This is a genomic window from Candidatus Defluviilinea proxima, from assembly GCA_016721115.1.
Classification (GTDB): Bacteria; Chloroflexota; Anaerolineae; order Anaerolineales; family Villigracilaceae; genus Defluviilinea; species Defluviilinea proxima.
This window is the reverse complement of sequence record JADKIW010000001.1, coordinates 3,754,165-3,780,835: the sequence shown is the minus strand read 5'-3', so window position 1 is coordinate 3,780,835 and position 26,671 is coordinate 3,754,165. Positions and strand designations below refer to the sequence as shown.

27 protein-coding genes and 1 pseudogene are annotated in these 26,671 nt (G+C 49.5%); 20 read left to right on the top strand and 8 right to left on the bottom strand.

What is annotated here, in order from left to right; genetic code table 11:
- The first annotated feature begins 99 nt into the window (after positions 1 to 99).
- The 6 genes from IPP66_17465 (at position 100) to IPP66_17440 (ending at position 5,393) form a co-directional block, all read left to right on the top strand.
- Entirely contained in the window at positions 100 to 309 is a 210-nt protein-coding gene (locus IPP66_17465; GenBank protein ID MBK9927062.1) for a hypothetical protein, read from the top strand.
- 371 nt (positions 310 to 680) lie between these two features.
- Complete coding sequence (locus tag IPP66_17460) at positions 681 to 911, top strand: hypothetical protein (protein MBK9927061.1); 231 nt, start codon at positions 681 to 683, stop codon at positions 909 to 911.
- Positions 912 to 965: 54 nt separating this feature from the next.
- Complete coding sequence (locus tag IPP66_17455) at positions 966 to 2,444, top strand: DUF4070 domain-containing protein (protein MBK9927060.1); 1,479 nt, start codon at positions 966 to 968, stop codon at positions 2,442 to 2,444.
- Positions 2,445 to 2,525: 81 nt separating this feature from the next.
- Positions 2,526 to 3,497, top strand: a complete 972-nt coding sequence (gene pfkA / locus IPP66_17450; GenBank protein ID MBK9927059.1) for a 6-phosphofructokinase — start codon at positions 2,526 to 2,528, stop codon at positions 3,495 to 3,497.
- An 8-nt stretch (positions 3,498 to 3,505) separates the two neighbouring features.
- Positions 3,506 to 4,993, top strand: a complete 1,488-nt coding sequence (locus IPP66_17445; GenBank protein ID MBK9927058.1) for an RNB domain-containing ribonuclease — start codon at positions 3,506 to 3,508, stop codon at positions 4,991 to 4,993.
- Positions 4,994 to 5,003: 10 nt separating this feature from the next.
- The gene (locus IPP66_17440) at positions 5,004 to 5,393 is read left to right on the top strand and encodes a hypothetical protein (GenBank protein ID MBK9927057.1); all 390 of its coding nucleotides are present in this window, start codon (positions 5,004 to 5,006) and stop codon (positions 5,391 to 5,393) included.
- An 83-nt stretch (positions 5,394 to 5,476) separates the two neighbouring features.
- Here the strand turns inward: IPP66_17440 and pabB are convergent, their stop codons facing one another.
- On the bottom strand, positions 5,477 to 7,237 hold the full coding sequence (gene pabB, locus IPP66_17435) for an aminodeoxychorismate synthase component I (protein ID MBK9927056.1): 1,761 nt from the start codon (positions 7,235 to 7,237) through the stop codon (positions 5,477 to 5,479).
- A 112-nt stretch (positions 7,238 to 7,349) separates the two neighbouring features.
- On the opposite strand from pabB, the gene IPP66_17430 reads away from it, so the two are divergent.
- Both IPP66_17430 and vanZ read left to right on the top strand, forming a co-directional pair.
- Positions 7,350 to 7,826, top strand: a complete 477-nt coding sequence (locus tag IPP66_17430; protein MBK9927055.1) for a hypothetical protein — start codon at positions 7,350 to 7,352, stop codon at positions 7,824 to 7,826.
- A gap of 62 nt (positions 7,827 to 7,888) precedes the next feature.
- Positions 7,889 to 8,272, top strand: a complete 384-nt coding sequence (gene vanZ / locus IPP66_17425; GenBank protein MBK9927054.1) for a VanZ family protein — start codon at positions 7,889 to 7,891, stop codon at positions 8,270 to 8,272.
- Between the two features lie 47 nt (positions 8,273 to 8,319).
- Here the strand turns inward: vanZ and IPP66_17420 are convergent, their stop codons facing one another.
- A complete protein-coding gene (locus tag IPP66_17420; GenBank protein MBK9927053.1) occupies positions 8,320 to 9,090 on the bottom strand; it encodes a segregation/condensation protein A in 771 nt (256 codons plus the stop codon).
- Between the two features lie 65 nt (positions 9,091 to 9,155).
- On the opposite strand from IPP66_17420, the gene moaC reads away from it, so the two are divergent.
- The 8 genes and pseudogenes from moaC (at position 9,156) to IPP66_17380 (ending at position 14,057) form a co-directional block, all read left to right on the top strand.
- Entirely contained in the window at positions 9,156 to 9,635 is a 480-nt protein-coding gene (moaC, locus tag IPP66_17415) for a cyclic pyranopterin monophosphate synthase MoaC (protein ID MBK9927052.1), read from the top strand.
- Complete coding sequence (locus IPP66_17410) at positions 9,628 to 10,368, top strand: CPBP family intramembrane metalloprotease (GenBank protein MBK9927051.1); 741 nt, start codon at positions 9,628 to 9,630, stop codon at positions 10,366 to 10,368. The genes moaC and IPP66_17410 overlap by 8 nt, the downstream gene beginning before the upstream one ends.
- Positions 10,352 to 10,714 carry a cupin domain-containing protein gene (locus IPP66_17405; protein MBK9927050.1) on the top strand — a complete coding sequence of 121 codons (363 nt, stop codon included), beginning with the start codon at positions 10,352 to 10,354 and terminating at the stop codon, positions 10,712 to 10,714. Before IPP66_17410 ends, IPP66_17405 begins: the two co-directional genes overlap by 17 nt.
- A gap of 4 nt (positions 10,715 to 10,718) precedes the next feature.
- On the top strand, positions 10,719 to 10,967 hold the full coding sequence (gene moaD, locus IPP66_17400) for a molybdopterin converting factor subunit 1 (protein ID MBK9927049.1): 249 nt from the start codon (positions 10,719 to 10,721) through the stop codon (positions 10,965 to 10,967).
- A gap of 17 nt (positions 10,968 to 10,984) precedes the next feature.
- The gene (locus IPP66_17395) at positions 10,985 to 11,428 is read left to right on the top strand and encodes a molybdenum cofactor biosynthesis protein MoaE (GenBank protein MBK9927048.1); all 444 of its coding nucleotides are present in this window, start codon (positions 10,985 to 10,987) and stop codon (positions 11,426 to 11,428) included.
- Between the two features lie 131 nt (positions 11,429 to 11,559).
- A pseudogene (fabF, locus tag IPP66_17390) lies at positions 11,560 to 12,807 on the top strand (beta-ketoacyl-ACP synthase II).
- A 123-nt stretch (positions 12,808 to 12,930) separates the two neighbouring features.
- Complete coding sequence (gene rplS, locus IPP66_17385; protein ID MBK9927047.1) at positions 12,931 to 13,281, top strand: 50S ribosomal protein L19; 351 nt, start codon at positions 12,931 to 12,933, stop codon at positions 13,279 to 13,281.
- 62 nt (positions 13,282 to 13,343) lie between these two features.
- Positions 13,344 to 14,057 carry a gamma-glutamyl-gamma-aminobutyrate hydrolase family protein gene (locus tag IPP66_17380; protein ID MBK9927046.1) on the top strand — a complete coding sequence of 238 codons (714 nt, stop codon included), beginning with the start codon at positions 13,344 to 13,346 and terminating at the stop codon, positions 14,055 to 14,057.
- Between the two features lie 32 nt (positions 14,058 to 14,089).
- Here IPP66_17380 and IPP66_17375 read toward each other — a convergent pair whose 3' ends face one another.
- Complete coding sequence (locus IPP66_17375; GenBank protein MBK9927045.1) at positions 14,090 to 15,232, bottom strand: VanZ family protein; 1,143 nt, start codon at positions 15,230 to 15,232, stop codon at positions 14,090 to 14,092.
- A 59-nt stretch (positions 15,233 to 15,291) separates the two neighbouring features.
- On the opposite strand from IPP66_17375, the gene murI reads away from it, so the two are divergent.
- Entirely contained in the window at positions 15,292 to 16,128 is an 837-nt protein-coding gene (gene murI / locus IPP66_17370) for a glutamate racemase (protein MBK9927044.1), read from the top strand.
- 63 nt (positions 16,129 to 16,191) lie between these two features.
- Here murI and IPP66_17365 read toward each other — a convergent pair whose 3' ends face one another.
- The 5 genes from IPP66_17365 to trmFO are packed head-to-tail and all read right to left on the bottom strand — an operon-like array spanning position 16,192 to position 21,328.
- Positions 16,192 to 16,401: a hypothetical protein gene (locus IPP66_17365; GenBank protein ID MBK9927043.1), complete on the bottom strand. Its 210-nt coding sequence runs from the start codon at positions 16,399 to 16,401 to the stop codon at positions 16,192 to 16,194.
- Positions 16,398 to 17,750 (bottom strand): GTPase HflX, encoded by a 1,353-nt coding sequence (gene hflX, locus IPP66_17360; GenBank protein MBK9927042.1) that lies wholly within the window; start codon positions 17,748 to 17,750, stop codon positions 16,398 to 16,400. The genes IPP66_17365 and hflX overlap by 4 nt, the downstream gene beginning before the upstream one ends.
- Before the next feature lie 53 nt (positions 17,751 to 17,803).
- Positions 17,804 to 19,048 (bottom strand): HAMP domain-containing histidine kinase, encoded by a 1,245-nt coding sequence (locus IPP66_17355; protein ID MBK9927041.1) that lies wholly within the window; start codon positions 19,046 to 19,048, stop codon positions 17,804 to 17,806.
- A gap of 31 nt (positions 19,049 to 19,079) precedes the next feature.
- The gene (locus IPP66_17350) at positions 19,080 to 19,994 is read right to left on the bottom strand and encodes a M28 family peptidase (GenBank protein MBK9927040.1); all 915 of its coding nucleotides are present in this window, start codon (positions 19,992 to 19,994) and stop codon (positions 19,080 to 19,082) included.
- The gene (gene trmFO / locus IPP66_17345) at positions 19,991 to 21,328 is read right to left on the bottom strand and encodes a methylenetetrahydrofolate--tRNA-(uracil(54)-C(5))-methyltransferase (FADH(2)-oxidizing) TrmFO (GenBank protein MBK9927039.1); all 1,338 of its coding nucleotides are present in this window, start codon (positions 21,326 to 21,328) and stop codon (positions 19,991 to 19,993) included. Before trmFO ends, IPP66_17350 begins: the two co-directional genes overlap by 4 nt.
- A gap of 132 nt (positions 21,329 to 21,460) precedes the next feature.
- Here trmFO and IPP66_17340 point away from each other — a divergent pair, with 132 nt between their 5' ends.
- From IPP66_17340 to IPP66_17330, 3 genes are all read left to right on the top strand, one after another.
- The gene (locus IPP66_17340) at positions 21,461 to 24,088 is read left to right on the top strand and encodes a GAF domain-containing protein (GenBank protein MBK9927038.1); all 2,628 of its coding nucleotides are present in this window, start codon (positions 21,461 to 21,463) and stop codon (positions 24,086 to 24,088) included.
- 206 nt (positions 24,089 to 24,294) lie between these two features.
- The gene (locus IPP66_17335; GenBank protein MBK9927037.1) at positions 24,295 to 25,878 is read left to right on the top strand and encodes a response regulator; all 1,584 of its coding nucleotides are present in this window, start codon (positions 24,295 to 24,297) and stop codon (positions 25,876 to 25,878) included.
- Positions 25,878 to 26,615 carry a response regulator transcription factor gene (locus IPP66_17330; protein MBK9927036.1) on the top strand — a complete coding sequence of 246 codons (738 nt, stop codon included), beginning with the start codon at positions 25,878 to 25,880 and terminating at the stop codon, positions 26,613 to 26,615. The genes IPP66_17335 and IPP66_17330 overlap by 1 nt, the downstream gene beginning before the upstream one ends.
- Positions 26,616 to 26,671 lie beyond the last annotated feature (56 nt).

The following is a 26,671-nucleotide window of genomic DNA, read 5'->3' as shown; positions in this document are numbered from 1 at the left end:
TTGTTTAATATAACTGCCCGCTCGGTTCATTTCTTGTGTGAAACAGGGCAACGAGTCGAATGCTCTATAAATCTTCGACTAAAAAATAAGGAGAAAAGCATGGGACGCAAAGGTGTCAGTAAGCGTAAGCCGAAGAAAACAACGCCGCACTCCAACGTGGGTGTCAGCAACTTTAACGATGTAAAAAACAATAGCGGACGCTCACCTGTCCAGTCATTGATGAACGATAAAAGCACTCCGCTTAATAAAGGTGGTGCGAATACGGCAGATACTGGGTCGGGTAAAAATAAAAAAAACAAGAAGCATTGAACAAAGTGCCACTTTGTTGAACTTTGTATGACGGTCACGGGCGACCGATAAAAGTGGATATTTTCGAGCGCCGAAAACCAGGCTCTGACCATTTTCTGTTCTTGGCCGCCCAGGAGAAAACCATGGAAATCAAATTACATGCCCCCATTGTCATAGGAAAATATCCAAAAGCTCTATCATTGACGATGCGGCAAACCATGCAGGTTCTGATACGCAATTTTTAATTTGTGAATGCGGAGAGAGAATCACGTATTGGCAAATTGCCGCACAACTGAGAGACCAGAATAAACCTGGCGCAATAATTTTGCGGTGGTTTCGAAGTTTGCTCAAAGGTTGATGGCAAAGCGATCAGAAAGAAGGCGACAGAGACCATGGACTCAAAACAGATGTTGTCGATCGTAGAAAATTACTGCCGAAAGACCGATTCAGGGGACAGGGATATTAAAGTTACGCGGGTGGCTGATAAGAAATCAATGTTTGTCGAACAGATCGGCGATGATGGACGGGCGGTCATGCTGTCTGAATATACAGTGGATGGGGTCATGTATTATGCCGGATATAGTTCACGTAGTCAGACGGTTTATATCAGCATGGTTGCCTGAATTTACATCCCGTGTTGGTCTCGTCTTTCAAGCTTTTATAAAGAGGAGAGCTGGATGAATATCTTACTTGTTTACCCTGAGTTCCCAGATACTTTCTGGAGTTTCAAACACGCGCTTAAATTTGTTCAGAAGAAAGCGGGTGCGCCTCCGTTAGGTCTGTTGACTGTCGCGGCAATGTTGCCTTCCAGTTGGGAAAAAAGGTTGGTGGACCTCAATGTGACCAGCCTTACAGATAAAGACCTGGCGTGGGCGGATTATGTTTTTGTCAGCGCGATGATCGTACAACGTGCATCTGTGCAAAACATTATCAAACTTTGCAAAGCAGCCGGTGTGAAGATCGTAGCGGGTGGCCCGCTGTTCACAATGGAACATGAGCAATTCCCAGACGTGGACCATTTTGTTTTGAACGAGGCTGAAGAGACGTTAAGGCCGTTCTTGCTGGACCAGGCAAATGGTCAGGCTCGACGCGTTTATTCATCCGATATATTCCCCGATATCCACCAAACTCCCGTCCCTCTTTGGGAGTTGGCGAATCTCAAACATTATGACACGATTAGTATTCAGTTCTCGCGAGGATGTCCTTTCAATTGCGATTTTTGCAATATCACCACATTGTTGGGGCATCGTCCGCGTACCAAGACCGCTGCGCAGATCATTGCCGAGTTGGATAGCATCTATTCGTTAGGTTGGCGCAAGAGCATCTTTTTTGTGGACGATAATTTTATCGGCAACAAAAAGCATATCAAGACCGAGGTATTACCTGCCTTGATCGAATGGCGTAAGGGGAAAACAGGGATGCCATTCAGCACAGAAGCTTCTATCAATCTGGCGGATGATCCAGAACTAATGCGCCTCATGACGCAGGCCGGGTTTGATACGGTTTTCGTGGGCATCGAGACGCCGAATGAAGACAGCCTGACCGAATGCAGTAAAACTCAAAACAAAGGTCGTGATTTGGTCGAGAGCGTCAAACAACTTCAGCGTGCTGGCCTGCAAGTGCAGGGTGGTTTCATCGTCGGGTTTGACAATGATTCACCATCGATCTTTCAACAGCAAATTGATTTTATTCAGAAGAGTGGGATCGTGACGGCCATGGTCGGGCTTCTACAAGCGCCCCTGGGAACCAGCCTGTACGAACGGATGCAAAAAGAAGGAAGACTGGTCAATGAGTTTTCAGGTGATAACGTGGATGGCTCGACCAATATCATCCCGATGATGGGGCTTGAACCATTGCGAGATGGATACCGCGAAATATTAAGCCATATTTACGCGCCCAAGTTTTATTACGAACGTGTTTTGACATTTCTTCGTGAATACAAACCGCCCAAGATCAAGGCTCCATTGGAAAGACAATATATCCTAGCCCTATGGCGTTCCATGTATCAACTTGGTATCCGTGGGGTGGAACGCGTCCATTATTGGCGGCTCTTTTTCTGGACCTTGTTCAGACGTCCGCGTTTGTTCCCATTGGCGATTACATTTGCAATCTACGGCTTCCATTTCCGACAGGTGATCGAATTGCATGTTATTTGAAAGTGAATAATTCTCGCAAGAAATGTTCTGAAAATCATAGTTCAGTTAACAACGCATAATACACAACGAAAACGAATCATTATGAAACATATGGCTGTACTTACGAGTGGAGGCGATGCGCCCGGCATGAATGCCGCTATCCGGTCTGTGGTGCGGGTTGGCATTGATAAGGGTTGGCAAATTATGGGTATACAGCATGGTTATGCTGGCCTTATTACCAACAACATTGTGCCTTTGGGCGCCCGCGATGTGAGCGGCATCATCCAACAAGGTGGCACCATGCTGGGTAGCGCCCGTTGTCCTGAATTCAAGACTAAGGAAGGACGAGCACAAGCCTTGCGTGTTTTAGCGGAACGCGAAATCGAAGCGTTAGTTATTATCGGAGGTGGCGGTTCTCAGACTGGTGCGTATGCTTTGTCGCAGATGGGATTCCCTGTTATCGGCGTGGCTTCCACTATTGACAATGACCTATACGGATCAGACATTACCATTGGAGTAGATACGGCTCTCAATATCGCGCTAGAAGCGATCGACCGGCTCAAAGTCACTGCCTTATCTCACGAACGTGCTTTTCTTATCGAAGTGATGGGTCGTGATTGTGGTTATCTGGCATTGATGGCGGGTATTGCCGGTGGAACCGAAGCGATTGTCATCCCTGAGGTGGATACTACCCCGGAAGCCGTGGCAAATGAATTGCGTAGCGCGTATGAGCGAGGGCAAGCCCATGCCCTGGTGGTTGTAGCCGAAGGTGCTCACTATAACGCCGCAGCATTAGCAGATTACTTTAAGGAACATCACGAACGCCTGGGTTTTGACCTGCGGGTGACAACGCTGGGGCATGTCCAGCGTGGTGGCGCTCCCAGCGCCTATGATCGTCTGCTGGCGACCCGTTTGGGTGCCGACGCGGTGGACCGTTTGACTCGCGGCGAGAATGGGGTGTTGGTGGGACTTGTTAGAGGCGAGATTGAGGCTACTTCTTTAGCAGATGTGGTCGTCAATAAAAAGCAACTGGATTTGAGTTTGTTGGAGCTGGCGCGAATGCTGGCAAGATAAAGGATATTATGAATAAAAATGATCGTGCTATTTTACAAAAGATTGCCCGTCGAGCCATGTTGGAACGAGGTCTTCTCCCCGATTTTTCACCGGGTGTGTTTGCCGAACTTGAGCAAATTCAGCATTCCATGGCTGTGGCAAGCGATAGTAATACCATTCGGGATAACAGGAACCTTCTCTGGGCATCCATTGATAATGATGACTCTCGTGACTTGGATCAACTTACTGTTGCCGAATCTTTGTCATCCGGCAAGGTGATGATTCTGGTCGCCATTGCCGATGTGGCCTCGTCCGTTAAAAATGGCTCAGCCATTGATGAGCATGCGCGCCACAATACCACATCTGTTTACACAGCGGCCGAGTTATTCCCCATGCTTCCTGAGAAGCTTTCTACTGATGTAACATCCCTGAATCTCAACGAAGATCGCCTTGCTATTGTTATTGGAATGGTGGTCGGTACTGACGGGGTGCTTGAAGAAGATTCGCAAATCTACAAAGCATGGGTACGTAATCATGCAAAACTGGCTTATAACAGTGTTGCCGCATGGCTGGAAAATGATGGTGTCATTCCTGAAGAAATCACTGCCGTGCACGGACTGGCTGAGAATCTGCAACTACAGGATCGAGTGGCGCAAAGCATGAAGAGATTACGCCACATCCATGGGGCACTGAGTTTGGAAACGATCGAGGCAAAACCAATATTTGACGGCGATCAAATCCGTGTGTTAGAAGTCGAGGAAAAGAATCGCGCTAAAGAGATCATTGAAGATTTCATGATCGCGGCAAATGGCGTGACGGCGCGTTATCTCTCAGCCAGGGGATTCCCATCTATTCGCCGGGTAGTACGCACGCCTAAACGATGGGAGCGTATCGTTGAAATTGCCAGCGATCACGAGTACGAACTTCCAACTGATCCAGATTCAAAAGCACTTGAAGAATTTCTTATCCATGAAAAAGCAGCTGACCCTTTACGCTTCCCTGACCTATCTTTGACTGTGATCAAACTATTGGGAGCTGGTGAATACGTTGCTGAATCATCCGACGGAAATGTTTCGGGACATTTTGGACTCGCCGTCAAAGATTACGCCCATTCTACCGCCCCGAATCGCCGCTATCCTGACCTGCTGACCCAACGTCTTTTGAAAGCCGCACTGGAAGGCGAGGTCGTTCCATATAGCAAAGATGAGCTTGATGTTTTGGCGACTCACTGTACCGAGACAGAAGATTCAGTCAAGAAAGTGGAGCGTCGCGTTGAAAAATCAGCAGCTGCACTCTTGCTTGAATCGAGGATCGGTGAGCGGTTCGATTCGATTGTCACAGGTGCATCCGAGAAGGGTACGTGGGTACGACTTTTCACCGTCCCTGTGGAAGGCAAGCTCGTGCATGGATTTGAAGGGTTAGATGTCGGCAAACGGGTTTTGGTGGAATTGATCGAAACAAACGTTGAGCAGGGATACATTGACTTTGAAAAAGTCAGTTCATCCAAACATAGTTAAGGAGCATATTATGAAAAAGAAAATTGGTATGTGGATCGATCATCGGGAAGCGATAATTGTAGTGCTTACAGATAACGGCGAGCAGATCATGCGAGTAAGATCCGATGCAGAAAAACAGCTTCGGTTCGCGGGCGGTTCGCGAAAAGATGGATTACAAACAACAGAGGCTCTTCGAAGCAAAAAACTCGACGCGCAGCTAGGTAAATACTTTGACGACATCATCATTCATGTTCGTGATGCTGAGTTGATTCAGATCTTTGGCCCAGGTGAAGCCAAGAATGAACTTGTGAAGCGGTTGGAAAAGGATGGGCTTAAGGAGCGTATTGTTGAAATTGAAACCATGGACAATATGACCGACCGTCAAATTTCAGCAAAAGTCCGAGAACAGTTCACGCCATAGGTGAACCATGGAAGGCGTGCTTCACCCGGCGCGAGCTGACATATATGAGAAGAATTGATGCAATGTAAAACCCAAAATGGCAATCACATATTCGTATGAAATCCCGTGTTCATTGCAACTGCTATTTCCCACTTTCGCACTGAATTAACGAGAAATATTTTTGTGCAATCCTTCAACTCTTCCACTCGAATTACTCTTTCTTCTACCTGACTTGTCTCCAGCAAGTGTGCGCGGAAGGTGCCTGCGAGCAATCCACAGGAAATGGGTGGGGTATAGAGTTTTCCGTTCAGTTCGACGACTAGATTGCCAATGGTGAATTCGGTTAGCTCGTTGTTCTCGTTGTAGAGAAGTACATCATCGTACTCTTGAAGACCCTTGCGAGCGACCTCGTATATTTCACGATGTGTGGTTTTATGAAAGAGAAACACATTCCCTGAGTGGACGGGCTCTTTTGCAAGACGTACATTTAGTGGGGGATGATCGCTTACACTTTCATAGGGCTTTGTTTCTGATTGTAGGTTGCCGTGTTTATCGAGTAATAGTCGGACACGTTGCGGAGATGTGAATTGGGATGAAATTTCATTGAGATAGTTTTCGATATCTTTTCGCGCAACGGGAAAATCAAAATACTTTGCCGAATCTAACAGACGTTCAATATGTTTCTCGCGCAAAAAGAAACTTTCTTCTGGGGTCCATAAAAGCGTTTCGAGCAGGGAAAATTGTTGTGTCTCCTCAGTCAGTACGCGAGCTTTGAGCAGAGCTTCAGTGTATTCGTCTGTGTTGATCGAGTCCCAGACGATGCCACTACCAACGCCATATTCTGCTGTTTGAGTTTTACGGTCGATTAGCGCAGTGCGGATGGCGACATTAAAAGTTGCTTTTCGGTTTGGCGCGATATGACCGATGCTCCCTGTGTATATCTTTCTCAGCGATGTTTCGAGTTCAGAGATGATTCGCATTGTGCTTACTTTTGGCGCGCCAGTGATGGATGCACATGGAAAAAGTGCCTCGAATATCTCTGTCAGTGATGCGGATGTTTTTGCCCGTACGGTGGACGTCATTTGCCAGAGCGTGGGGTATTTTTCTGTTGAGAATAATTCAGGGATGTGAACACTGCCGACTTTTGCGATGCGTCCCAGATCGTTGCGGATCATGTCTACGATCATGACATTCTCTGCTCGATTCTTTTCCGAATCTTTCAACCATTGTGCCTGCTCCTCGTCCTCAAGCGTTGTGCGCCCCCGACGAGTTGTCCCTTTCATGGGGCGGGACTCAATGATGTCGCCATTGAGACGGAAGAAGAACTCAGGCGAAGCGGATGCGATAATATAACGGCCTAAATCAATGTAGGCGGCGTGGTTGTTTTGAGTCTGTGCGAGATGGAGAAAGAAATTCCACGGATCAGTTTTAAATTCTGCTCGAAGGCGCATCGTGTAATTGACTTGGTAAGTCTGACCCTGAGCGATGTAGTCCTTGATCTGTTCAATGGCCGTGTTGTACGTATCGCGGTCAACAGTTGTCAGCCAGGATAAAGCTGGTTTTGCTGAATCAGGCTCGGGTAAGGTAATGATGCGAGGCGCGGGGTAAAGTCCAAACCATAAGAGTGGGAATTCATCAACATTATCCTTTTGCGCTCCGCTCTGCTCAGGGCGGAGCGCTTTGTCAAAGGCGGGCGCTGCTTCGTAACTGATGAATCCAGCCGCGTGCCAGCCGTTGACCTGAGTCAGCCTTTCGATCTCTTGCAATGACGGGATAACATCATCCAGACTCTGTGTGGTGATGATTTGCTTTGGCTCTGTAAAGTGAAGCCATTGGTCGTTTTCTTTGAGTAAAACTTCGTTTATGTTCAAGTTGTCTCTGGTTTGATTATATTCAGGTTTGACCCCGTCCTAATGGGTGGTAGAGTTCTAGTGGTCACCGACTATAATTCTGCAAATTTCCCAAAGGAGCTTAACCATGAATAAGTATCGAATGTTTGCGGTAATTGCAGTTTTAGTCCTTGCCTCACTTGCATGTCAGGCTGTGACGGGTCTTGGTGGCGGTGGTAATGGTAATGGAAACGATCTTCCGCCAACTACATCAGACGACAGTAGCCCAACAGATGCTCCGTCTGTGTCAGACTCAGGTAATACGAATGAAGGAGAAAGCTCTTCTGATTCTAAATTTCCGATGACCGAAGATGCTTATAACGTTACGGATGCTGCTGGAACTTTATTGTATTACACCAAGATGTCTGGTGACGATGTAATGAAATTCTATCGTGATACGTATACGGCGCAGGGATATACCGAGCGCGAGTTGTTGACCGTGGTGTCTGGCGGTGTGTTCAGTATGGTATTTGATGGTGACCCGAGTGGAAAGGCGGTTGTGATCCAGAGCGTGGATATGGGTGACGGAAGCCGTACAGTTGCGATCCGCTTGGAAGACGTGTAAAGTAAGAAGTATTCTCTCAAAGCCATCGCTCATACGGCGATGGCTTTTTATTTGGATGGCTCATGAAAAGAAATCAGATTTTGAATTGGTTCCCTGCGTTGATTGTGATGGGGGGCATCTTTTGGTTTTCATCTCAACCTTCGGCAAATCTTCCCGATTTTGATTGGGCAGATCGTATCGTCAAAAAGGGTGGGCACATGCTTGGGTATGGACTGCTGGCTCTGTCGTATTTGTACGCACTTGGCATGGACCCGAAAAAGCGTTGGTTAGCATGGTCGCTTGCCATTCTGTATGCGGTGACCGATGAATTCCATCAGTCATTTGTTTCGGGCAGGCATCCGTCTGTGTGGGATGTGCTGTTCTTCGATAATCTTGGCGCGTTGATCTCGTTATGGATCGCGAGCATGTTTATAAAAAACAAACGACCAGACGAAAAAACTGTCTGACCGTTATTTCACTGCTAACCGCCAATAACTGTTAGCTAAGCGCTACATTATTCGAATTCGATCTCGATCTCTTCGTCCTCAGACCATTCTTCCATGCGGTCAATTTCGATATCGGTGAACAAACCTTCTTGATGTGCCTGTACGCGATAGCGTTTGATCAACTCAAGCATCGCGAGAAATGTAACAACGATCTCGAGACGTGATGTGCTGTCTTTCACCAGAACGCTGAACGATGAATGTTGCACATCCTTCATCATTTTTGTGATCATGTCGATCTTTTCGCGGATGGTCACGCGTGGGGCAGAGATGACGGTGCCAAGCGGTTTCTTGGCCTTTTCCTTAGCAAATGCCTCTTCTGCCGCTGCAACCAATTTTTCGAGCGTGATGTTTGAGAGATCGAGCTTGGGTTCCACTTTGGGTGGTGGCGCAATGCGTAAATACGTTCGCAAATTTGCTTCTGCACGTTCATTCAGCCATCCACCGATTTCTTTGAAACGTTTGTATAACCTCAATTGGTCAACAAGTGCTTGGCCGGGGTCTTCCTCGCCAGCCTCGCGCGTGGGCGGTCTCGGCAATAACGCCTCTGACTTGATCTGGATCAACTTTGCCGCGATCACCAAAAACGCAGAGATTTCGTCCGCGCTGACCTGTTCGATGCCGTTGATGTAAGAGAGATATTGATCCGTCACAGTCGCGAGCGAAACGGTTGTAATATCCAATTCGGCGTGTTCGATCAGGCTAAGCAGAATGTCGAGCGGTCCTTCATAGACCGGCGTGTTCACCCTGTAATTTAACTGGCGTCCCAACAAGTTTTCCATAGGGCGTGATTATATCCGAGACCTGACAGGTTTTCAAAACCTGTCAGGTCTACTATAATCTTTTCATGCCAAATAAACTCACTCATCTCGATGAACAAGGTCGCGCCAGTATGGTGGATGTCGGCCACAAGCCTGATACCGAACGGACTGCGATCGCACGCGGCGAAGTCCATATGAAGAAAGAGACATTGGATTTGATCCGTGCGGGACATATCAAAAAAGGGGACGTTCTCACCGTCGCACAGATCGCCGGCATTACCGCCTCAAAACGGACCTCTGACCTGATCCCGTTATGTCATCCTCTTCCACTCTCCAAAATTGATGTGGACCTCGCTCTCGACGATTCCTTACCCGGTGTGGTCATCACTGCCACTGCCAAAGTGACCGGCAAGACCGGCGTCGAAATGGAAGCGTTGACCGCTGTCTCTGTGGCGGCGTTGACGGTCTACGATATGGCAAAAGCCGTTGAGAAGACGATGCGGATACAAAATATTCGTCTCATCGAAAAGCATGGCGGCCAGAGTGGCGATGTGGTGAATGAATAGTATAAACACTTTTAAGTGGTTTGTTCGTTTAATAATTCCATTCTGCTTTGTTGTGGTACTTGCTTTGTTAGTGTCTCTACGAGTTAATTATCTTGTTGTTAAAAGCTTTATCGCTGTTATTGCAGATACAATAATTTATGTTTTACTGGCAGTTATAGGTTGGCGTGTTTTTATCAAAAAGAAGGTAAAGGAACTATGGTTGATTCCAAACGTAAAGCAGCTTTTTGATCTTGTTGTTGGGGCGTCTCTTGTGTTAACTGCAATTTCTATTACACAGATATTGTCAGCTTTTCCGGTCTTAACGAGCTTACGTCAAGGTGATTATTCTTTATCGAGTTTAGCTATAATTTTACTTGCATCTTATCGGGAAGAAGTATTTTTTCGAGGTTATTTCTTGAATGATTTAATTTTAACTTTAAAAAGCAGGCTGTTTTCAGTCATTATTAGTGGCCTCGTTTTTGGTTTAATTCATCCAGTTTCGTTGTCGCATCATCTGTTTCTTTCCATTTTGGGAATTATTTTAGCTTATGCTGCCGCAGAAACGGGTTCATTTTGGTTTTCGGTTGGTATGCATTTTTCGTGGAATGCCTTTTCTGGGGCAGCATTTTCTAATTCTGCGGACTGGGTCTTCCCGAATGTGTTAGGGATTGGAATAGTTGGAATATTAGTTTTTATTTATATAAAACTTGCAAGCAAATTGTTTTTGAGGAGACAAAATGTATTCTCCGATTAATCTCGTCGAAAAATTTTCAAAATTCTCTGAACATTGGTCTCCGAAGATCGTTGCACAGATGAATGACTATCATTTCAAACTTGCCAAAGTGCAGGGAGAATTTGTATGGCATGACCACCCTGAGACAGACGAGATGTTCCTTGTTGTGAAGGGTCAACTCGAGATCCATTTCCGTGATGGGAAAGTGACTTTGAACGAAGGCGAGATGTATGTGGTTCCCAAAGGCGTGGAGCATAAGCCTGTCGCTGAGCGGGAATGTCATATTTTGCTTGTTGAGCCAGCAGGTACGGTTAATACGGGTGATGTTGTCGATGAAAAAACAGCCCCTAATGATGTTTGGATCTAGAGAAATGAACCGAATCAAATTATTGTTTTTTGCCACCATCCGTGACCGCGCAGGGACAAAATCCATGGAAGTGGACGTCCCTGATGATATGACCGTGCAAGGACTCAAAGATAAGCTTGGCGAGGACTACCCCAAGCTGAAAGAGTCCATGAAGAGTGTGTTGATCACCATCAACCGTGAGTATGCATTCGATGAAGCTGTCATTCCGCAGGGCGCAGAGATGGCAATGTTCCCGCCGGTATCGGGAGGATGAATATGGAATACCCGACAATTTTTTCGATCACAGAAGAGGAAATTGATCTGAACGATCTGCTCGCGAAGATCACACTCACGTCCACGGGGGCGGCCGCGATATTTACAGGCATGGTGCGCGGCGAGACAACACGCGGCGATGCGCATGACACGGAATACCTTGAATACGAGGCTTATATTCCCATGGCCGAAGCGAAGATGAAGCAGGTTGCGGATGAGATCCGTGCGAAGTGGCCGGTCATTGAAGGGATTGCAGTTGTGCAACGAATTGGAAAGTTGTATCCAAAAACGCCAACGGTCTTGATCGCCTGTACGGCGGCGCATCGGGATACGGGTGTGTTTGATGCCGCACGCTATGGCATTGACCGTTTGAAGGAGATCGTTCCTATTTGGAAGAAGGAAGTTGGCCCGAACGGCGAGGAGTGGGTTGAAGGGGATTATGTGCCGAAAGCAGGGGAGTAGAAGAAGAATCGGGTAAGAAAATGCTTTTAATGCTGAAACAGGCTTCGGTTGAGAATGAGGCGAAGCCTGTCCAGTGCGTGACGGAATTGCGAATTCGGGGTTTTAGTAAGTCGAAGTCTCTTTATTCTTGAATGTGAGGAAGCATGGAAAAAGTTGTTATTACTGGCATGGGAACTGTCAATCCTTTGGGTTTGACAGTAAAAGAAAGTTGGCAGAACGCGGTGAATGGCGTTTCAGGTGTTGGTCCGATCTCGTTGTTTGATCCAGGACCGTTGAATGTTCATTTTGCGGCTGAAGTGAAGAATTTTGACCCGGGCAATTATATGGACCCAAAGGAAGCTCGTCGCCGCGATCGGTTTGAGCAATTGGGGGTTGCGGCCGCGAAAGACGCGATTATTGATTCGGGTCTTGAGATCACAGATGCAAATCGAGGCCGTATTGGTGTTTTGATTTCTTCTGCGATCGGCGGTATCAAGTCTTTGAGTGATGCGGTGATCATCAATCACGAAGAGGGCCCGCGGCGTGTCAGTCCGTTCTTGATACCGATGTTGATGCCGAATGGCGCTTCTGGCATGATCGCCATCGAGAATCAGATCAAAGGGCCATGCTTTTCGGTGGCTTCGGCATGTGCCTCTGGCGCCGATGGGATCGGTATGGCTTTGTTGATGTTGAAGGCTGGGATGATCGATGCCGCACTTACAGGTGCGGCGGAAATGACGATCTGCTCGGTAGGCGTTGCGGCATTTGATCGTGTGGGCGCCATGTCGCGCCGTAATGATAATTATTCGATGACTCCCCAACCATTCGATAAGAATCGTGACGGTTTGGTGATGGGGGAAGGAGCGGCTGTGCTGATGCTGGAGCGCGAATCTCACGCAAAGGCACGCGGCGCGAACATCCTTGCGGAATTGGCTGGATATGGCGCCACAGCCGACGCCTACCATGTGACCGCTCCGCATGAGACCGGTGCTGGTGGTGCGGCCGCGATGCGCATGGCTTTGAACTCGGCACAGGCGAACGATGATGAACTTGGCTACATCAGCGCACATGGCACGGGCACACATTTGAACGATCAATCAGAGACTCGCGCTGTCAAAGCCGCCTTTGGCGAACGGGCGTATCAAATCCCTATTTCGTCAACCAAATCCATGACTGGGCACATGATGGGCGCTACGGGCGCATTGGAAACCATTTTCTGTGTACAAGCAATTCGCGATGGCATTCTGCCGCCGACCATTCATTATGAGACACCTGACCCCGAATGTGATTTGGATTACATTCCGAACAAGGCTCGCGAGAAGAAGATCACACTTGCGATTAGCAATGCCTTCGGTTTTGGTGGACATAACTCGGTGTTGGCAATACGTAAATATAGCTAGCATTCTCAGTCTGCTTTCTAACTTGTGTAACTAGAAAAGGCGTGCTATAATCCGCCGTCGCTCTAAAAAGCACCGTATCGTCGGCGAAAACGAAACAACATCAAACAGTAAGGAAGAAAGACAATGGCAGATATCATCAAGGCTCTCGAGGCCAAACAAAACGAAAACATTCCCCAGATCCGTTCCGGTGACAATGTCAGCGTGCACGTCAAGATCAAGGAAGGTGAACGCGAACGTATCCAGGAGTTCAAGGGTACTGTCATCCGCACCCGCAAGGGCGGCAATGACCAGTCCATCACCGTCCGCCGCGTGGCTTCCAACGGCATCGGTGTGGAGCGTACTTTCCTGCTCCGCTCCCCGCGCATTGACAAGATCGTGGTCGAACGCCACAGCGTTGTCAACCGCGCACAGTTGTACTTCATGCGCGAGCGCACGGGTAAATCTGCCCGCCTCAAGCAGAAGTTCGATAACTAGTCACGTAGACCCTAAAGGTTTCCAAAACCTTTAGGGTCTTTTTTTGTTTTACAATTGGGGATATGAAACCACTCATCGGAATCACCACCAATCAATCCACAAATATTCATGGTCATCCAACCGTTATGTTGATGCAATCGTATATCAATGCGATCTTGCAGGCGGGCGGGGTGCCAGTTCTTATCCCATCGATGATCCACAATGATGGATGGGATGCTCTCTATTCCCGCCTCGACGGCATTCTCTTCTCTGGCGGCGGGGACATTGGCCTTGAGCTTTCTCCCGGCGAGCCGCATCCGCGCATCACTGAAGTGGACCTAGAGCGGGATTCCGTTGAAATGAAACTGATCCAAGCCTCAGCCTCAGATGGCAAACCCTTCCTTGGCATTTGCCGTGGATGTCAGATGTTGAATGTAGCCCTCGGTGGGACTCTGTATACACACATCTCTGATCAACTTCCCACTGCCCTCGACCATTCCTACCCTGGTAACTTGCGGACAGTCCTTGTGCATGAGGTGAAGATCGAAGAAGGGACACATATTGCTGAAATCTTGGGTGAACCCATCGTCAAGGTCAACAGCCTGCACCATCAAGGACTCAAAGATATTGCGCCATCACTTCGTGTAACGGGCCATGCACCCGATGGACTCGTTGAAGCTGTGGAGTTATCCGATCATCCATTTGGTATTGCTGTACAATGGCACCCCGAATGGTTGACTGATCAACCGTCCACTCGGAATTTGTTCCGAAAGTTCATCGAAGCGGCGGGGAAGTAAAGATAAATTGTTAGGTTTGTAGCTGTCTGAATTTAGTGTTGTAACAGAAACCGAATATGAGCACGCAAAAGATGATAGATCGTTCCGCCGAACAATGCGCTGATGATCGCCATCATGCTCCGTGCTACGCTTGCCCCCGATCCAACCTGAAACCCGACGAAAATCTCAAGCACGACGATCGCACCTATTCCGCTAATGAATAGACGCGGTAGGTCTTGCTGAAGCGGAATCTCAGCACGTCCACGCCATTCAGCAAATAGATACCCCAAGACTGTAAATGCTACTAAATATTCTATACGCGGCATGAGCACACTCATACTGGTTTCTGTGATTTGATTGGTAAAGCCAATTGACCAATGCCAGTCAGTCAGCGATCGGAATGGGTGCCAAAGCGCCAGCAAGGTTAGATAGAAAGCAAAAATGGGAAGCACTTTCTTGAGTGTAGCTTGTTCAAAACGGCGTTCAGTAGAGCGTTGGGGGAGTATGGTCAGAATACCGGCAAGAATCATAATGCCTAATCCAATGATTAAAGAAGGACCGGGTTGTCGAAGGGACGGGCTTATTCCCAGTAGGAACCAGATACCCGCTGAGAGAGAAGCATAGCTACTGATGCGATAATCTACCTTTTCCCACCAATGACGGAATAAATCGCTCAAGACTACTGCACCACAAATTCCAAGCAATGTAGTCAACAGCACGCGGTTGGGTTCGTTCGCAAGTGCCATTGAATTTGTCCACAGTAAGGCCGTTAAGAGATAGACCAGTCCCATGAGAGGGGTTTCGAGTCTAAGCCTTCCCACTGTCCCTTTTGAAATCGCGATACGCGAAGAAATGAAATCATTGAAAGCCGCTCCTATTCCAGCGCCTACTGCATTTGTCAGAATATCTACAATAGACGGCGTCCGTGCAGGGATAAAGATTTGAAGCAATTCAATACTGATGCTGATGATTGTGCCTATGAGTAGCGCTCCTCGTTTTCTGGTAGAGAGACGGTAAAAGAACCCAATTGGAAGGAACAACAGGATGTTTGATATTGCATTGTTCAAGTCACTGTCGAAGGTAAATCTCACTCTTTCAGGCATGACCAAGTAGAACGGGTTTAATGTCAGCAGTAGGATAACAAGGATGAAATACCCAAGTAGAGCGAAGGAGAGTCTTGTCCCAGTATTGTTCACAGCTTGTATTGTAAACCAGGATTGCAGTCGAACCTTTTGATTGCGTTATACTTTGTGGAATGTCTAATACACTCATTTCCCCCATCGGCATCTTCGACTCCGGTATAGGCGGACTCTCCGTTCTGCGGGCGATTCGTGCGCAGATGCCTGAAGAGTCTGTGCTCTATTTTGGCGATCAGGGACATATCCCTTATGGTCCGCGACCGATGGAGCAGATACGGGATTTTTCAGAAGCTATCACGAGATTCTTGCTGAAGCGAAATGCAAAGATCATCGTCGTTGCTTGTAACGCGGCTTCTGCGGCGGCGTTGAAATATTTGCGTGAGAAATTTCCCGATGTGCAATTCGTGGGCATGGAGCCTGCGGTCAAACCTGCAGTCGAGATAACTCAAACGGGCAAAGTGGGAGTCCTTGCCACGCCAGCGACATTTCAGGGCGCGTTGTATGCGTCCGTGGTGGAACGGTTTGCCAATGGAGTGGAGTTATTCCAGAATACGTGTAACGGATTGGTACAACAGATCGAGCAGGGGAATTTAAACGGCGAAGAAACGCGTGATATCTTGGAAGATGCGCTTCTGCCGATGTTGGAGAAAAATATTGATACAGTTGTGTTGGGGTGTACCCACTATCCGTTTGTGATACCACTTGTGCAAGAGATCGTGGGGGGGGCGGTTCGGGTGATAGACCCCGCTCCCTCGGTGGCGAAACAGGTCAAACGTCTGCTGGAAGCGGGGGACATGAAGAGTCGATCAGAGTCAAAGGGAAATGTCAAATTATTTACGTCGGGTGAGCCTGACGTGTTGAAGTCTCAGTTGCCTATGTTGTTGGGGGAAGATGGGGAAGTTGAGCGAGTCGAGTGGGTGAGTGACACCTCCGTCATTGCGAGGGAGCGTTAGCGACCGAAGCAATCCCCATCACGAGTTGGAGATTGCTTCGCTTCGCTCGCAATGACGGTTAAGTTAAAGCGCCCACGCGAGCATGAAACCGAAAATGGCGACGATCACGCCGAGATGCAAAAATAAGTTACTTCCTGTGATTACGTTTAGCCCAAAGATGAACGGCAGGACAAAATTGACAATGATCAATACAATTCCGATCATCGGCAGAAGACCTTTGCGGTGTGCGAAAAAGTTTGATGCATCGTCAACTAGCTTGGAAAACCATTTCATAATTCTTCTTCCTCTTCTTCGGTGTGATTATTTGAAACCTGCCAGTTATTAAACTGTGCCACCAGGCGTCCGGGGATGCGTCCTTGCATGAACACGCCGCCACGCCCATGTTCGACGAGTTCCACTTGACCTGCTTCATGGAATAACGAGATCAATGCGCCTTGTTGATATGGAAGTTTTACGCGGATCGGTGTATACGTTTCGTACAACTCCTCCTGAATAAGCCTCAACAGATCTTTGATACCGCTTCCATCTACAGCGGAAATTGCTACGGCTTTCGAAAAGCCTTTCAACGAATCTTTGGCAGATTCGGGATTGCGCAAGCGATCCACTTTGTTGAGCGCAGTGATAACGGGGATATGCTGCGCTTCCAGTGTGTCGAGCGTTTCTTGCACAGCTTCGGCTTGATTCATGGCGTTGTGATGTGAAATATCAACGACATGCAAGAGCAGGTCAGCTTCGGTGATTTCCTCAAGCGTGGCATGGAAGGCTTCCACCAATGAGGTCGGCAATTTTTGAATGAAGCCGACTGTATCGGTGAACAAAGCTTGATAACCACCAAAGAGTTCCACTTTACGGGTGGTGGGGTCAAGCGTGGCAAAGAGTTGATCGGCCACATATACGTCTGATTTAGTGAGCCTATTCAGTAGCGTGGACTTGCCTGCGTTGGTGTATCCAACAAGCGCAACTGTCGGAATACGAGAACGTTTACGTTGTGCACGATACCGCATGCGGTGTGCTCGTACCTTCTCTAGTTCTTTTTTGAGATGTGCGATGCGCTTGCGGATGGCGCGTTTGTCTACTTCCAATTGCGTTTCGCCGGGGCCACGCAGACCTACGCCGCCTGTTGAGCCTGCACGTCCACCGCCGCCACCTGCCTGACGCTCAAGGTGTGTCCATTGACCGGTGAGGCGTGGCAGGTAATATTCATATTGTGCGAGTTCTACCTGCAACATGCCCTCGCTGGTGTGAGCGTGTTGCGCAAAGATGTCGAGGATCAACGCAGTCCGATCTAACACGCGGACATTTTTGCCGAGTGCCAGTTGGAGTTCACGTTGGTGACGCGGAGAAAGTTCGTCATCGAAAATGACGACTTGCGATAAAGTCTCTTCAACGAGTGCCTTGAGTTCATCCAATTTGCCGGGGCCGATGTACGTTTTTACGTGTGGGCGGTCCAGCTTCTGTGTCAATTCACCGACTACTTCCAGGCCAGATGTATCGGCCAGTAGCGCAAGTTCTGTCAGCGAATCTTCCAGTGGAAGAAGCGTCTTTTGTTGAAAGAGTTCCACGCCAACAAGAAATGCCCGTTCGCGCGGAGCTTTGGTATTTTCTGGAATTTTTTTAGCCATGATTCTTTCTTTTTAGAATGCAGAAGCATGTAAGCCCATTGGGCATGTTTCTGCTAATCTTTCTTTTCCAATTCATTGAACAATTTTGCCAGTGTCGTTTCTGGCGCTTCGGTGCGGATGGGGATCAGCACATGGAAGATCGATCCCGGACATTCTTCTTCATCGTATCCTTCTGATTCAACCCAGATCGAACCGCCATGCGCTTCGAGGATGCCTTTTGAGATGGGTAAGCCTAAACCGGGCCCGGCACCTTTAAATTTGGTCTTGCCGCTTGAGTGAAGATTAAGGCGACCTACCTGCCCGAACTTTTCAAAGATGACCGATTGATTTTCAAGCGAAATACCGATGCCGTTGTCTTTGATGGTCACTTCTATCAAGCCGGGTAATGTACGGCCATCAATGCTGATTGTGCCACCATCGGGCGTGTATTTGATCGCATTGTGGATCACATTTCGTAATGCCTGTGTGATACGAGCTGGGTCAACATAGATCCATTGTCTGCTTCCTTCAAATGGTACTACTTCTAGAGTCTGACGCCGTGACGCGATGGTTTCCCTTGCATCATTTTTCAGCGTTAGCAAGATCTTCTCGATCTGCGTCGGCTGGAAGTTCAGCTTCAGTAGTTTGTTATCGATCATCGAGACATCGAGCATATCTTCCACGATCGTCCGCAAGCGGTTGATGCCAGACTGCATACCGGTGAGCAGACCATCCAAAGGCACACCGTTGCCTTCCTTGATCAGGTCATCCATCATGGAAGCGTACCCGTCAATGAGCGTGATCGGTGTCTTTAATTCATGTGCCGCCACCGAAATGAACGCGGACTTGCTCTTGTCCACGCGTTCCATCTTCTTTTGCACTTTTTCCATTTCACCGGAGATGTGTGCCACGCGTGTTTCCATTTCATACCGCGCCACAACGCCCAGCCCATAGGTGTAGATCGGGATGACCGCCGCTAACAGGTCGAGTGCCTGTTGTTTGGTTAGGGACTCTTTTGCCACTTCGATGGTCAACACGATCATACGGTTGAGAATGAAAGTGACCTGGTACAGCCCCTCCTGCAGGTCCGTTTCCGTGGACGCCTTTGCCCAATCGAGCAGGATGGTGTCGATCCAGCCGGGGTCTCCGCTGGTCACTGACTTCACCAGCACTTCGAAAAAACGCTCCAATTGTTCATCGAAACCGGCCCGCACATCCATGCCGCGTGCCAATTCCTGCCCAACACGTTCCATCCATGTAGGGCGCACTTTGGCAAGCGTTTTCTCAATAGGAATGATTGTGGCCGGTTTTCTAGGCATACGCAATTATTGTTCGAGCGAGGCCATTGTATCAGGGTTGACTACTTTGTTGTTGCATGACCCAAACCTGAAGGGTTTCTCCCACGATCTGTAAACTTTGTGCAGAGACCTTATCCGGCGTATCCTGCACAGTGTGCCAGTAAGGATAATCGAAATCGATAATATCGACAGCGGGGATTCCTGCCTCCAGAAAAGGTGTGTGATCATCGATCATCGAAAACTTTTCCTTGGGGATGAACACAGTATCGTTTTCCGTGCGTTCGGCAGTGCGCCAGATCTCATCGGTAATGGCTTTGTTTGAATTGCGTTCCTTGTAAATGTTCAAGTCGGCATCACCGATCATGTCTATGATAACCACGGCTTGTGGACGCACTGGGTTGTTCTTCACAAATTCACGCGAGCCGAGAAGCCAGTCCCAGCCCTCGATGTTGCCGTTATCCTCCGCGTCGAAAAACACCAACCAGACGGGCACTGTGTCGTCAGGTAGTTTGCGTGCGAGTTCAAGCAACACAGCCACACCAGAGGCTCCGTCGTTGGCACCTGGCACAGGTTTGGTGTGATTCGCTACGTCAGGGTCATGATCGGCAAATAGACGCGTGTCATAATGTGCGCCTAAAATGATCTGCGGATCAGCGTCACCTTTTTTAGCAACGATGTTTTGTATGGGATGTCCCATCGCCTCGGATTCCTGGATCTCCACTTGCCAGCCAGCGGACTCAAGTTCCTTTCGCATCCACTCCTGGACTTTTGCATGACCCTCCGACCCGGGCGTCCTTGGCCCGAAAGCGACTTGAGTCTTCACGTCCTCGTAAGCGCGTTCCCCATCGAATAGATTGAAGGTAGGGTCATCGGGTTGAGATTGAAATGCAAAGATGTACCAACTCGCGACGATAACAAGCAGGGAACCGATGATGGTTAGATAGATCGCTATTGATTTGTTTTTCAAACTCGTGTTCCATCCATTGTAAGTTTTAGCTCTTCCAACGCGCGTTCTGCATAGGCCTTGCCACGTTCACGTTTGTTGATCTTTGTCGCAAGCGCAGGCAGAATTCCAAAATTTGCTTTCATCGGTTGGAAGTCTTTCAGATCGGCATGAGTGACATAATGGCACAACGCGCCGAGCATGGTTGTTTGCGGAAGCGTGAGCGGCTCTTCGCCGTGGAATAATCGTGCGGCATTGATGCCAGCCAACAAACCTGTTGCAATATTGCCCATGTATCCTTCCACACCTGTGACCTGACCCGCGAACAAAAGGTCAGCCCGTTGAATGGCTTGCAGTGTGGGGAGCAATAGCTTCGGCGAAGCGATGAACGTGTTGCGGTGCATTTGTCCGTAACGAAGGAATTCTGCATTCTCAAGCCCGGGGATCATGCGAAGTACACGCTTTTGTTCGGGAAATTTGAGGTTGGTCTGAAAACCGACGAGGTTATACAAACTTCCCGCAAGATTATCTTGCCGCAATTGCACAACCGCATGCGGACGTTTCTCTGTGCGAGGATCGCGCAACCCGACCGGACGCATGGGGCCATACGCTAATGAATCCAATCCGCGCTCGGCGATGATCTCAATTGGCAGACAGCCTTCAAAAAAGTGACCCGCTTTGACGCCACTTTTGATCGCATCTTCGAATGAGCGTAACTCGATGCGCTCTGCTTGAATGAGTGCATCCACGAAAGCATAATATTCCTCTTTAGTGAACGGACAATTGATATAGTCGCCTTCATCCTGATCGCCCGTGCCGTAACGTGATGCACGGTAGGCGATTTGCATGTTGATCGAATCCGCGTGGATGACGGGGGCGATCGCATCGAAGAAAAAGAGGTGCTCCTCACTGCTCAACGCCGCAATGGATTGAGAAAGAGCAGGGGATGTCAATGGTCCGCTGGCGATGATGGTCAGCGAATTGGGGATCTCTTTCATTTCTTCACGCACGATCTCGATATTGGGGTGGCTTTCGATTCGCTCTGTCACTTTGCGCGCGAAGAGTTCACGATCCACGGCCAATGCTCCGCCTGCGGGCAATGCGGCTTCCTCAGCACATTCCACAAGCATTGAGCCTAGTAAACGCGCTTCGTTCTTGAGAAGGCCCGAGGCGCGGTCAGAAAGGTTGGAGCCAAGAGAATTCGAACAAACGAGTTCAGCCAAATCGTGAGTCTGATGCGCTCCGGTTTGGAGTGTGGGACGCATCTCATAGAGTCGGACTTTGAGTCCGCGTTGGGCGGCTTGCCAGGCGGCTTCACTTCCAGCCAGCCCGCCGCCGATAACAATAAGGTCAGTCATGGAAATGATTTTACCATTTGCGTGTCTTGTCACAGCGACGGAGAAAACCTTTTCAAAAACTCTATGCTTCCGTGTATTTGTGACTAAAAGGGGTGCATCGTACTTTTCTTCCCTGCTGTATAATTGATACAAATGGCGACTACAACCACAAGCGAGTACCAACTCAAAGAAGCCAGCCAGTTGACCGATGCCGTGTGGTCGGTGTTGGTCAAGCGCGAGGCAGGGAAGTGGCGTGTGGTTGCCCAGTATCGTTTGGGGAAAAAACTGGAAACGGCTCTCATCAAATTTCTAGATAAAGCTGAAGTGGATACATGGTTGTGTGGTGCGTTGAGCGGCGGGCAGAACCGTTCTGTCTCTTTGCCGGCAAAGAGCGCCATGAATGCTGAGCGTCTCTCGGCGTTTCCGTTGCAGGGCGCCTCGCATGTAGTGCTTGTTGGCGCAGGGCAATTGGATGCTACCGCGCAACGGATATGGCGGCTCGCCGTCTCTGGGATGCGGGCCGACACGCCTTCTCTTGACAGTTCTCCATCGCTCTCGGTGGCGGCATCATTGTTGACACCCGATCTGGATTCGGAAAGCCCGTATGACTTGCCGCGCGCGGCTGACCGTGCATTGAACGCCTTTGTCCGCCTCATTCCTGTACAGGGAGGCTGGCTCGCCATTCGACGAGGTGACTCACTCGAGGTGCGGGCTCAATGGAATGCATCTTCGGTTGTGGACCTTCACTTGTCGATTGAAGCGCACTCTCTTTTGCGCCGTATGAATCGCAATCTGACGCCTGTGGTTGTGAATCGAGGCGATGCCTTATGGTCACAGATCCCACATAAAGGTTTGAAATCCAACAGCAAAACTTGGGCAGGGATTCCGCTCCTCATCGGACAACGTTTGATCGGTGTGGTTGTGTTGTGGCGCTCCAGCGCGTTCAAAGGCGAAGAATGGAATCGCCTGCTTGACCTTGCCACACAGATCGCTCCTGCTCTCGAAACCCTGATTACCTTTGCTGAAATGGCGGGACATTTACGCCGTCTTGCCATGTTGAACGACTTTGCCGTGACCGTTTCCACGGGGCGCAGTCTTGATCAGATCGCGCGTCGTATGTTTGCGTTGCTTTCGCGTGCTTTTGGGACGGAAATGATCGTGCTAAACCTGCTATCGCCCGAAGGACATGTCTTGCAGGAATACCGTCTGAATGAGGGCAACCTTGTCTCGATGATCCGTAGCGTGGAGGGCCATCCCATTTCAAGCTTGTTGGCCAGTAATGCAAAAATGCGTTTGGGTGAAGTGGATTCATCTGTTCCATTACCTCTATATAACGAAGCGATATCTGGTCTCTATGTCCCGTTGCGATTTCGTGGTCAGTCAATTGGCATGTTGAGTGTGGAGAGCAAACGCGCCAATGCGTTCAACTCCTATGATGAAAGTTTGATCGTTGTGATGGGAAGTTACCTCGCCAGCCTTGCGGACTATACCCGTGTGCGTGAAGAAGCGGAAAGTCGTGCGCGTAACCTTGGGCTGATCCATGAGGTGGCACAACAAGTTGTGGGCCTCACCGATCCTCATCAAGTAGCGGAGTTGACCGCAGACTTGCTGGCGCGATACTTTGCATATGAATTGGCTGTAGTATTTATTGCAGATGAGTTTGGTAAATTAACCATCGGTGGCTTCGGTGGTGCAAGCCAAAATGTTGTGAAACGCGCGATGAAGTCGATTGAGTATCCCTTGATCGGCGGGTTGACCGGCCACGTCTTCGAAACGGGGCAGGGCGTATTGGTGAATGACGTTTTTCAAGACGAGCGTTATACGCCTATCAAGGGCTGGCAGGCGGGTTCGGAATTGTGTGTAGCCATCCGTGATGGATCCAAAGTGCTGGGTATTATCGATGTGGAAAGTAGTTCGCGCAATTCATTTACGCACAATGATTTTATGGCGCTTGAGTCGTTGGGAGGAATCCTCGCGACAGTCATCACCAGTGCCGATCAGTATCAGCAGTTGCAGGAAACGATCTATCAACTGCGTGAGACTGAAATGGAAGTGAATGCACGCATGGAAGCACAGCGACTCGCTGAGAACCGTCTTGTGCAGGCCGCCAAGCTTGCGGCAGTGGGTGAGATGGCCGCAGGCATTGCGCACGAGTTGAATAATCCGCTTACATCCGTGACGGGTTTTGCCGAACTGGTCATGGAAGATATGCCCAAAGATTCACCGTCCTATGCCGACCTTGACCTTGTAATCCGTGAGGCACGGCGGGCACGTGATGTGGTGCGCAGACTTCTTGATTTTGCGCGACAGAGTGAAAGCGCACGTGCGAATGCATCTTTGAACGGTGTAGTGGAAGATGTGGTTACGCTCACGAGGCACCTGATCCATACAAACGGGGTAGAATTGACGCTATTCATGCAGGAGGATTTGCCCTGGGTGTCGATGGACGAGAATCAGATGAAACAAGTTTTGCTCAACCTTGTGCACAATGCATTACAAGCCATGCCCGACGGCGGCGAAATGGAGATCAAAACTGCTGAGTTACAAAAGGTGGGACGTGATGGCGTGATGGTGTCTGTGCGTGATAACGGTGTGGGCATTGCTCCAGAAGATCAGACACGTATCTTCGAGCCATTCTTTACCACCAAAGCGGACCGTGGCGGCACAGGGTTGGGGCTCTCCGTCACGTATGGGATCATCTCCGATCATGGCGGTGAGATCGAATTGGTCAGCCAGCCCGGAGCAGGTTCGACGTTTACGGTGTGGTTGCCGAAGGGTTAAAAGTTTTTAACCACAAAGCACACGAAGGAAGATCAAAGGCTTTTAGCCACAGAGTCACAGAGACTCTGACGTGTGCCCGAAAGGGTAGAAAATCAAATTAAAAACTCTGTGACTCTGCGTCTCTGTGGCAGGACCGTAGAGTTTGATTTTGAGAAAGGCTTCTTAGTATCCTTCGCGGTAATATAAGGGATTTGTAGCAGACAAATATGGAATCAGTATCTGTACTTGTAGTGGACGATGAACCCGGGATCGCGCTTCTTTGTAATCGTATCTTGAAGCGTGCGGGGTATGATGTGCTCTCTGAGACCAACCCGCATAAAGCCATCGAGTATTTACAACGCAACCGCGTGGACTTGTTGCTGGTTGATATTCGCATGCCCGAGGTGGATGGCTTCGATGTGATCTCGCGTGCGAAGCGGGCTCAACCCGATATTGCGGTGCTGGTGATGACTGGCTTCGGCACGGTGGAAACGGCCATTCGCGCGTTACGGCAGGGCGTGGACGGATTGTTGCTCAAGCCGTTCGAAAAAGGTGATGAACTTGTTTCGTCTGTTGAGCAGGCGTTGACCGATAACCGTCGCAAACGCGAGACGGCGCGTGCGCAGGCCTTGCGCCCGTTGTTCGATGCGACCGAAAAATTATTCTCAGAGACTGATACAAAAACGTTATATGACCTGATCGTGGATACGATCTGTGAACATTTGCAATGCACGAATGCCGCGTATTACCAGATCAAAGAGGGCAAGGTTTCTGCCATTGCGAAACGCGGGCGAATCCTCCCTGTGGAAAAAACCAACTTTGCGACCCATCTCTTAAGCCGCGTGGATGCAGATGGGAATCCGATCATTGTGAATGCAACAGGCCCGGGGGAGGAAGAGGCGCAGTCGCTTCTGGCGGACCTCAAGCTTGGCGCGGCGGTCCTGATCCCGATCACACGTTCCGATATGCGAGCCGTCCTGTTTGCGGCACGCGATGCGGGTGTGACGCCGTTCCGTGGGGCAGACCTCGAGTTGTTCCACATCCTTGCGAATCAATCGTTGGTGGCGTTGGAGAATGCGCGTTTGTATGCCGACCTGCGGGCGTATGTGCGCAAGGTGGAAGAGTCGCAGGAGGCGTTGTTGCGTTCTGAGAAGATGGCGGCGGCTGGCAGGTTGACTGCGTCTATCGCGCACGAGGTGAACAACCCGTTGCAATCGGTGCAGAACTGTTTGCATTTGGCGGGGCGTGAAGATGTGCCGGCCGAGAAGCGCAAGGAATATTTCGATCTGGCGCGTGTGGAGCTGGAACGCCTGATGAAGACGATGCAGAGAATGCTCGATTTCTACCGCCCCGGTTCGAACAAAATGGAAAGTGTGGACGTGCTGGAACTTTTGCACCATGTCATCAGCCTGACCTCACAACAATTGGGGCAGAGGCACATCGAGTTGATCACCGAACTGCCGAAATCATTGCCTTCGATCTTTGCGGTGAACAGTCAGATCCAACAGATCTTTTTCAATTTGATCCTGAATGCGTTCGACATCATGCCCGGCGGGGGCACACTGAAGATCCGCGCGAAGAGCGTGGAGAACGGGGTCGAGATCCAGTTCGAAGATTCAGGGCCTGGTATTCCGGAGGAGCTACGCAATAATATTTTTGAACCCTTCTTTAGCACAAAGGACGGCGGCACCGGTTTGGGGCTGACCGTGAGTTACAATATCGTTACCGCGCACGGAGGCACGCTTGACCTTGTCGAAGGCAGTGGGACTGGCGCCTGTTTCCGATTATTCCTACCGATGGGAGATGCATAATGAAACCAAATATTCTTGTTGTTGATGATGAACCTGTAGCCCGTCAATCGCTTTCCGATATTTTGCGGCTCGAGGGGTACTCGGTCAATTCGGTGCCGAACGGACAGGCCGCTATTGAGCACGTCCGCACGCACCCCGTGGACTTGATGATCGTGGACCTGCGTATGCCCGGCATGGACGGCCTGGAAGTGGTGCAGGTGATCAACCAGGTCTCACCGGAGACCGAGGTGATCTTGCTGACGGCGTTCGGCACGACCGAATCGGCCATTCAGGCGTTGCGTTTGCGCATCCATGATTATCTGCTCAAGCCTGCGCCGCCTTCACAGGTGGTGAACAGCGTTAAAAAGGGACTGGCGCGCCGCGATGCGCGTTTGAAATCGCGCGGCGGCACCTCCAATGGCGATGTGGTGGATGAAGGCGCGATCGAGCTTTCTTTGAAAGATGGCACGCACATTGACCTCTCCCGTCGCTTGATCCGCAAGAAGGATGAGTTGATTCACCTGACGCCCGCAGAGGGACGCCTGCTCAGAGTGCTGATCGAAAACCCCGGACGCGTCTTTACACACCGGGAGCTGGTTCTGCTGGTACAGGGCTACGACACATCCCAAAGAGAAGCCCCGGAGATCCTGCGTCCGTTGGTGAGTCGCTTGCGGCATAAGTTGGAGTCATTCCCCTCGCTTTCCGAGAGCATCGTGAGCGTACGAGGGACGGGGTACTTGTACGAGCAGGAGAAGTAATGTCAACGGGCTGACCTGAAATAGGTCAGCCCGTTTTTGTGGACAAAGATACTTGC

Coding starts and splice junctions, on each gene's coding strand:
- moaD (MBK9927049.1), top strand. CDS start 10,719: ATGAACCGAATCAAATTATTGTTTTTTGCCACCATCCGTGACCGCGCA.
- IPP66_17440 (MBK9927057.1), top strand. CDS start 5,004: ATGAAAAAGAAAATTGGTATGTGGATCGATCATCGGGAAGCGATAATT.
- IPP66_17405 (MBK9927050.1), top strand. CDS start 10,352: ATGTATTCTCCGATTAATCTCGTCGAAAAATTTTCAAAATTCTCTGAA.
- pfkA (MBK9927059.1), top strand. CDS start 2,526: ATGAAACATATGGCTGTACTTACGAGTGGAGGCGATGCGCCCGGCATG.
- IPP66_17445 (MBK9927058.1), top strand. CDS start 3,506: ATGAATAAAAATGATCGTGCTATTTTACAAAAGATTGCCCGTCGAGCC.
- IPP66_17340 (MBK9927038.1), top strand. CDS start 21,461: ATGGCGACTACAACCACAAGCGAGTACCAACTCAAAGAAGCCAGCCAG.
- IPP66_17430 (MBK9927055.1), top strand. CDS start 7,350: ATGAATAAGTATCGAATGTTTGCGGTAATTGCAGTTTTAGTCCTTGCC.
- IPP66_17380 (MBK9927046.1), top strand. CDS start 13,344: ATGAAACCACTCATCGGAATCACCACCAATCAATCCACAAATATTCAT.
- vanZ (MBK9927054.1), top strand. CDS start 7,889: ATGAAAAGAAATCAGATTTTGAATTGGTTCCCTGCGTTGATTGTGATG.
- IPP66_17365 (MBK9927043.1), bottom strand. CDS start 16,401: ATGAAATGGTTTTCCAAGCTAGTTGACGATGCATCAAACTTTTTCGCA.
- IPP66_17465 (MBK9927062.1), top strand. CDS start 100: ATGGGACGCAAAGGTGTCAGTAAGCGTAAGCCGAAGAAAACAACGCCG.
- moaC (MBK9927052.1), top strand. CDS start 9,156: ATGCCAAATAAACTCACTCATCTCGATGAACAAGGTCGCGCCAGTATG.
- murI (MBK9927044.1), top strand. CDS start 15,292: ATGTCTAATACACTCATTTCCCCCATCGGCATCTTCGACTCCGGTATA.
- rplS (MBK9927047.1), top strand. CDS start 12,931: ATGGCAGATATCATCAAGGCTCTCGAGGCCAAACAAAACGAAAACATT.
- IPP66_17460 (MBK9927061.1), top strand. CDS start 681: ATGGACTCAAAACAGATGTTGTCGATCGTAGAAAATTACTGCCGAAAG.
- IPP66_17335 (MBK9927037.1), top strand. CDS start 24,295: ATGGAATCAGTATCTGTACTTGTAGTGGACGATGAACCCGGGATCGCG.
- IPP66_17420 (MBK9927053.1), bottom strand. CDS start 9,090: ATGGAAAACTTGTTGGGACGCCAGTTAAATTACAGGGTGAACACGCCG.
- IPP66_17355 (MBK9927041.1), bottom strand. CDS start 19,048: ATGCCTAGAAAACCGGCCACAATCATTCCTATTGAGAAAACGCTTGCC.
- trmFO (MBK9927039.1), bottom strand. CDS start 21,328: ATGACTGACCTTATTGTTATCGGCGGCGGGCTGGCTGGAAGTGAAGCC.
- hflX (MBK9927042.1), bottom strand. CDS start 17,750: ATGGCTAAAAAAATTCCAGAAAATACCAAAGCTCCGCGCGAACGGGCA.
- IPP66_17410 (MBK9927051.1), top strand. CDS start 9,628: ATGAATAGTATAAACACTTTTAAGTGGTTTGTTCGTTTAATAATTCCA.
- IPP66_17455 (MBK9927060.1), top strand. CDS start 966: ATGAATATCTTACTTGTTTACCCTGAGTTCCCAGATACTTTCTGGAGT.
- IPP66_17330 (MBK9927036.1), top strand. CDS start 25,878: ATGAAACCAAATATTCTTGTTGTTGATGATGAACCTGTAGCCCGTCAA.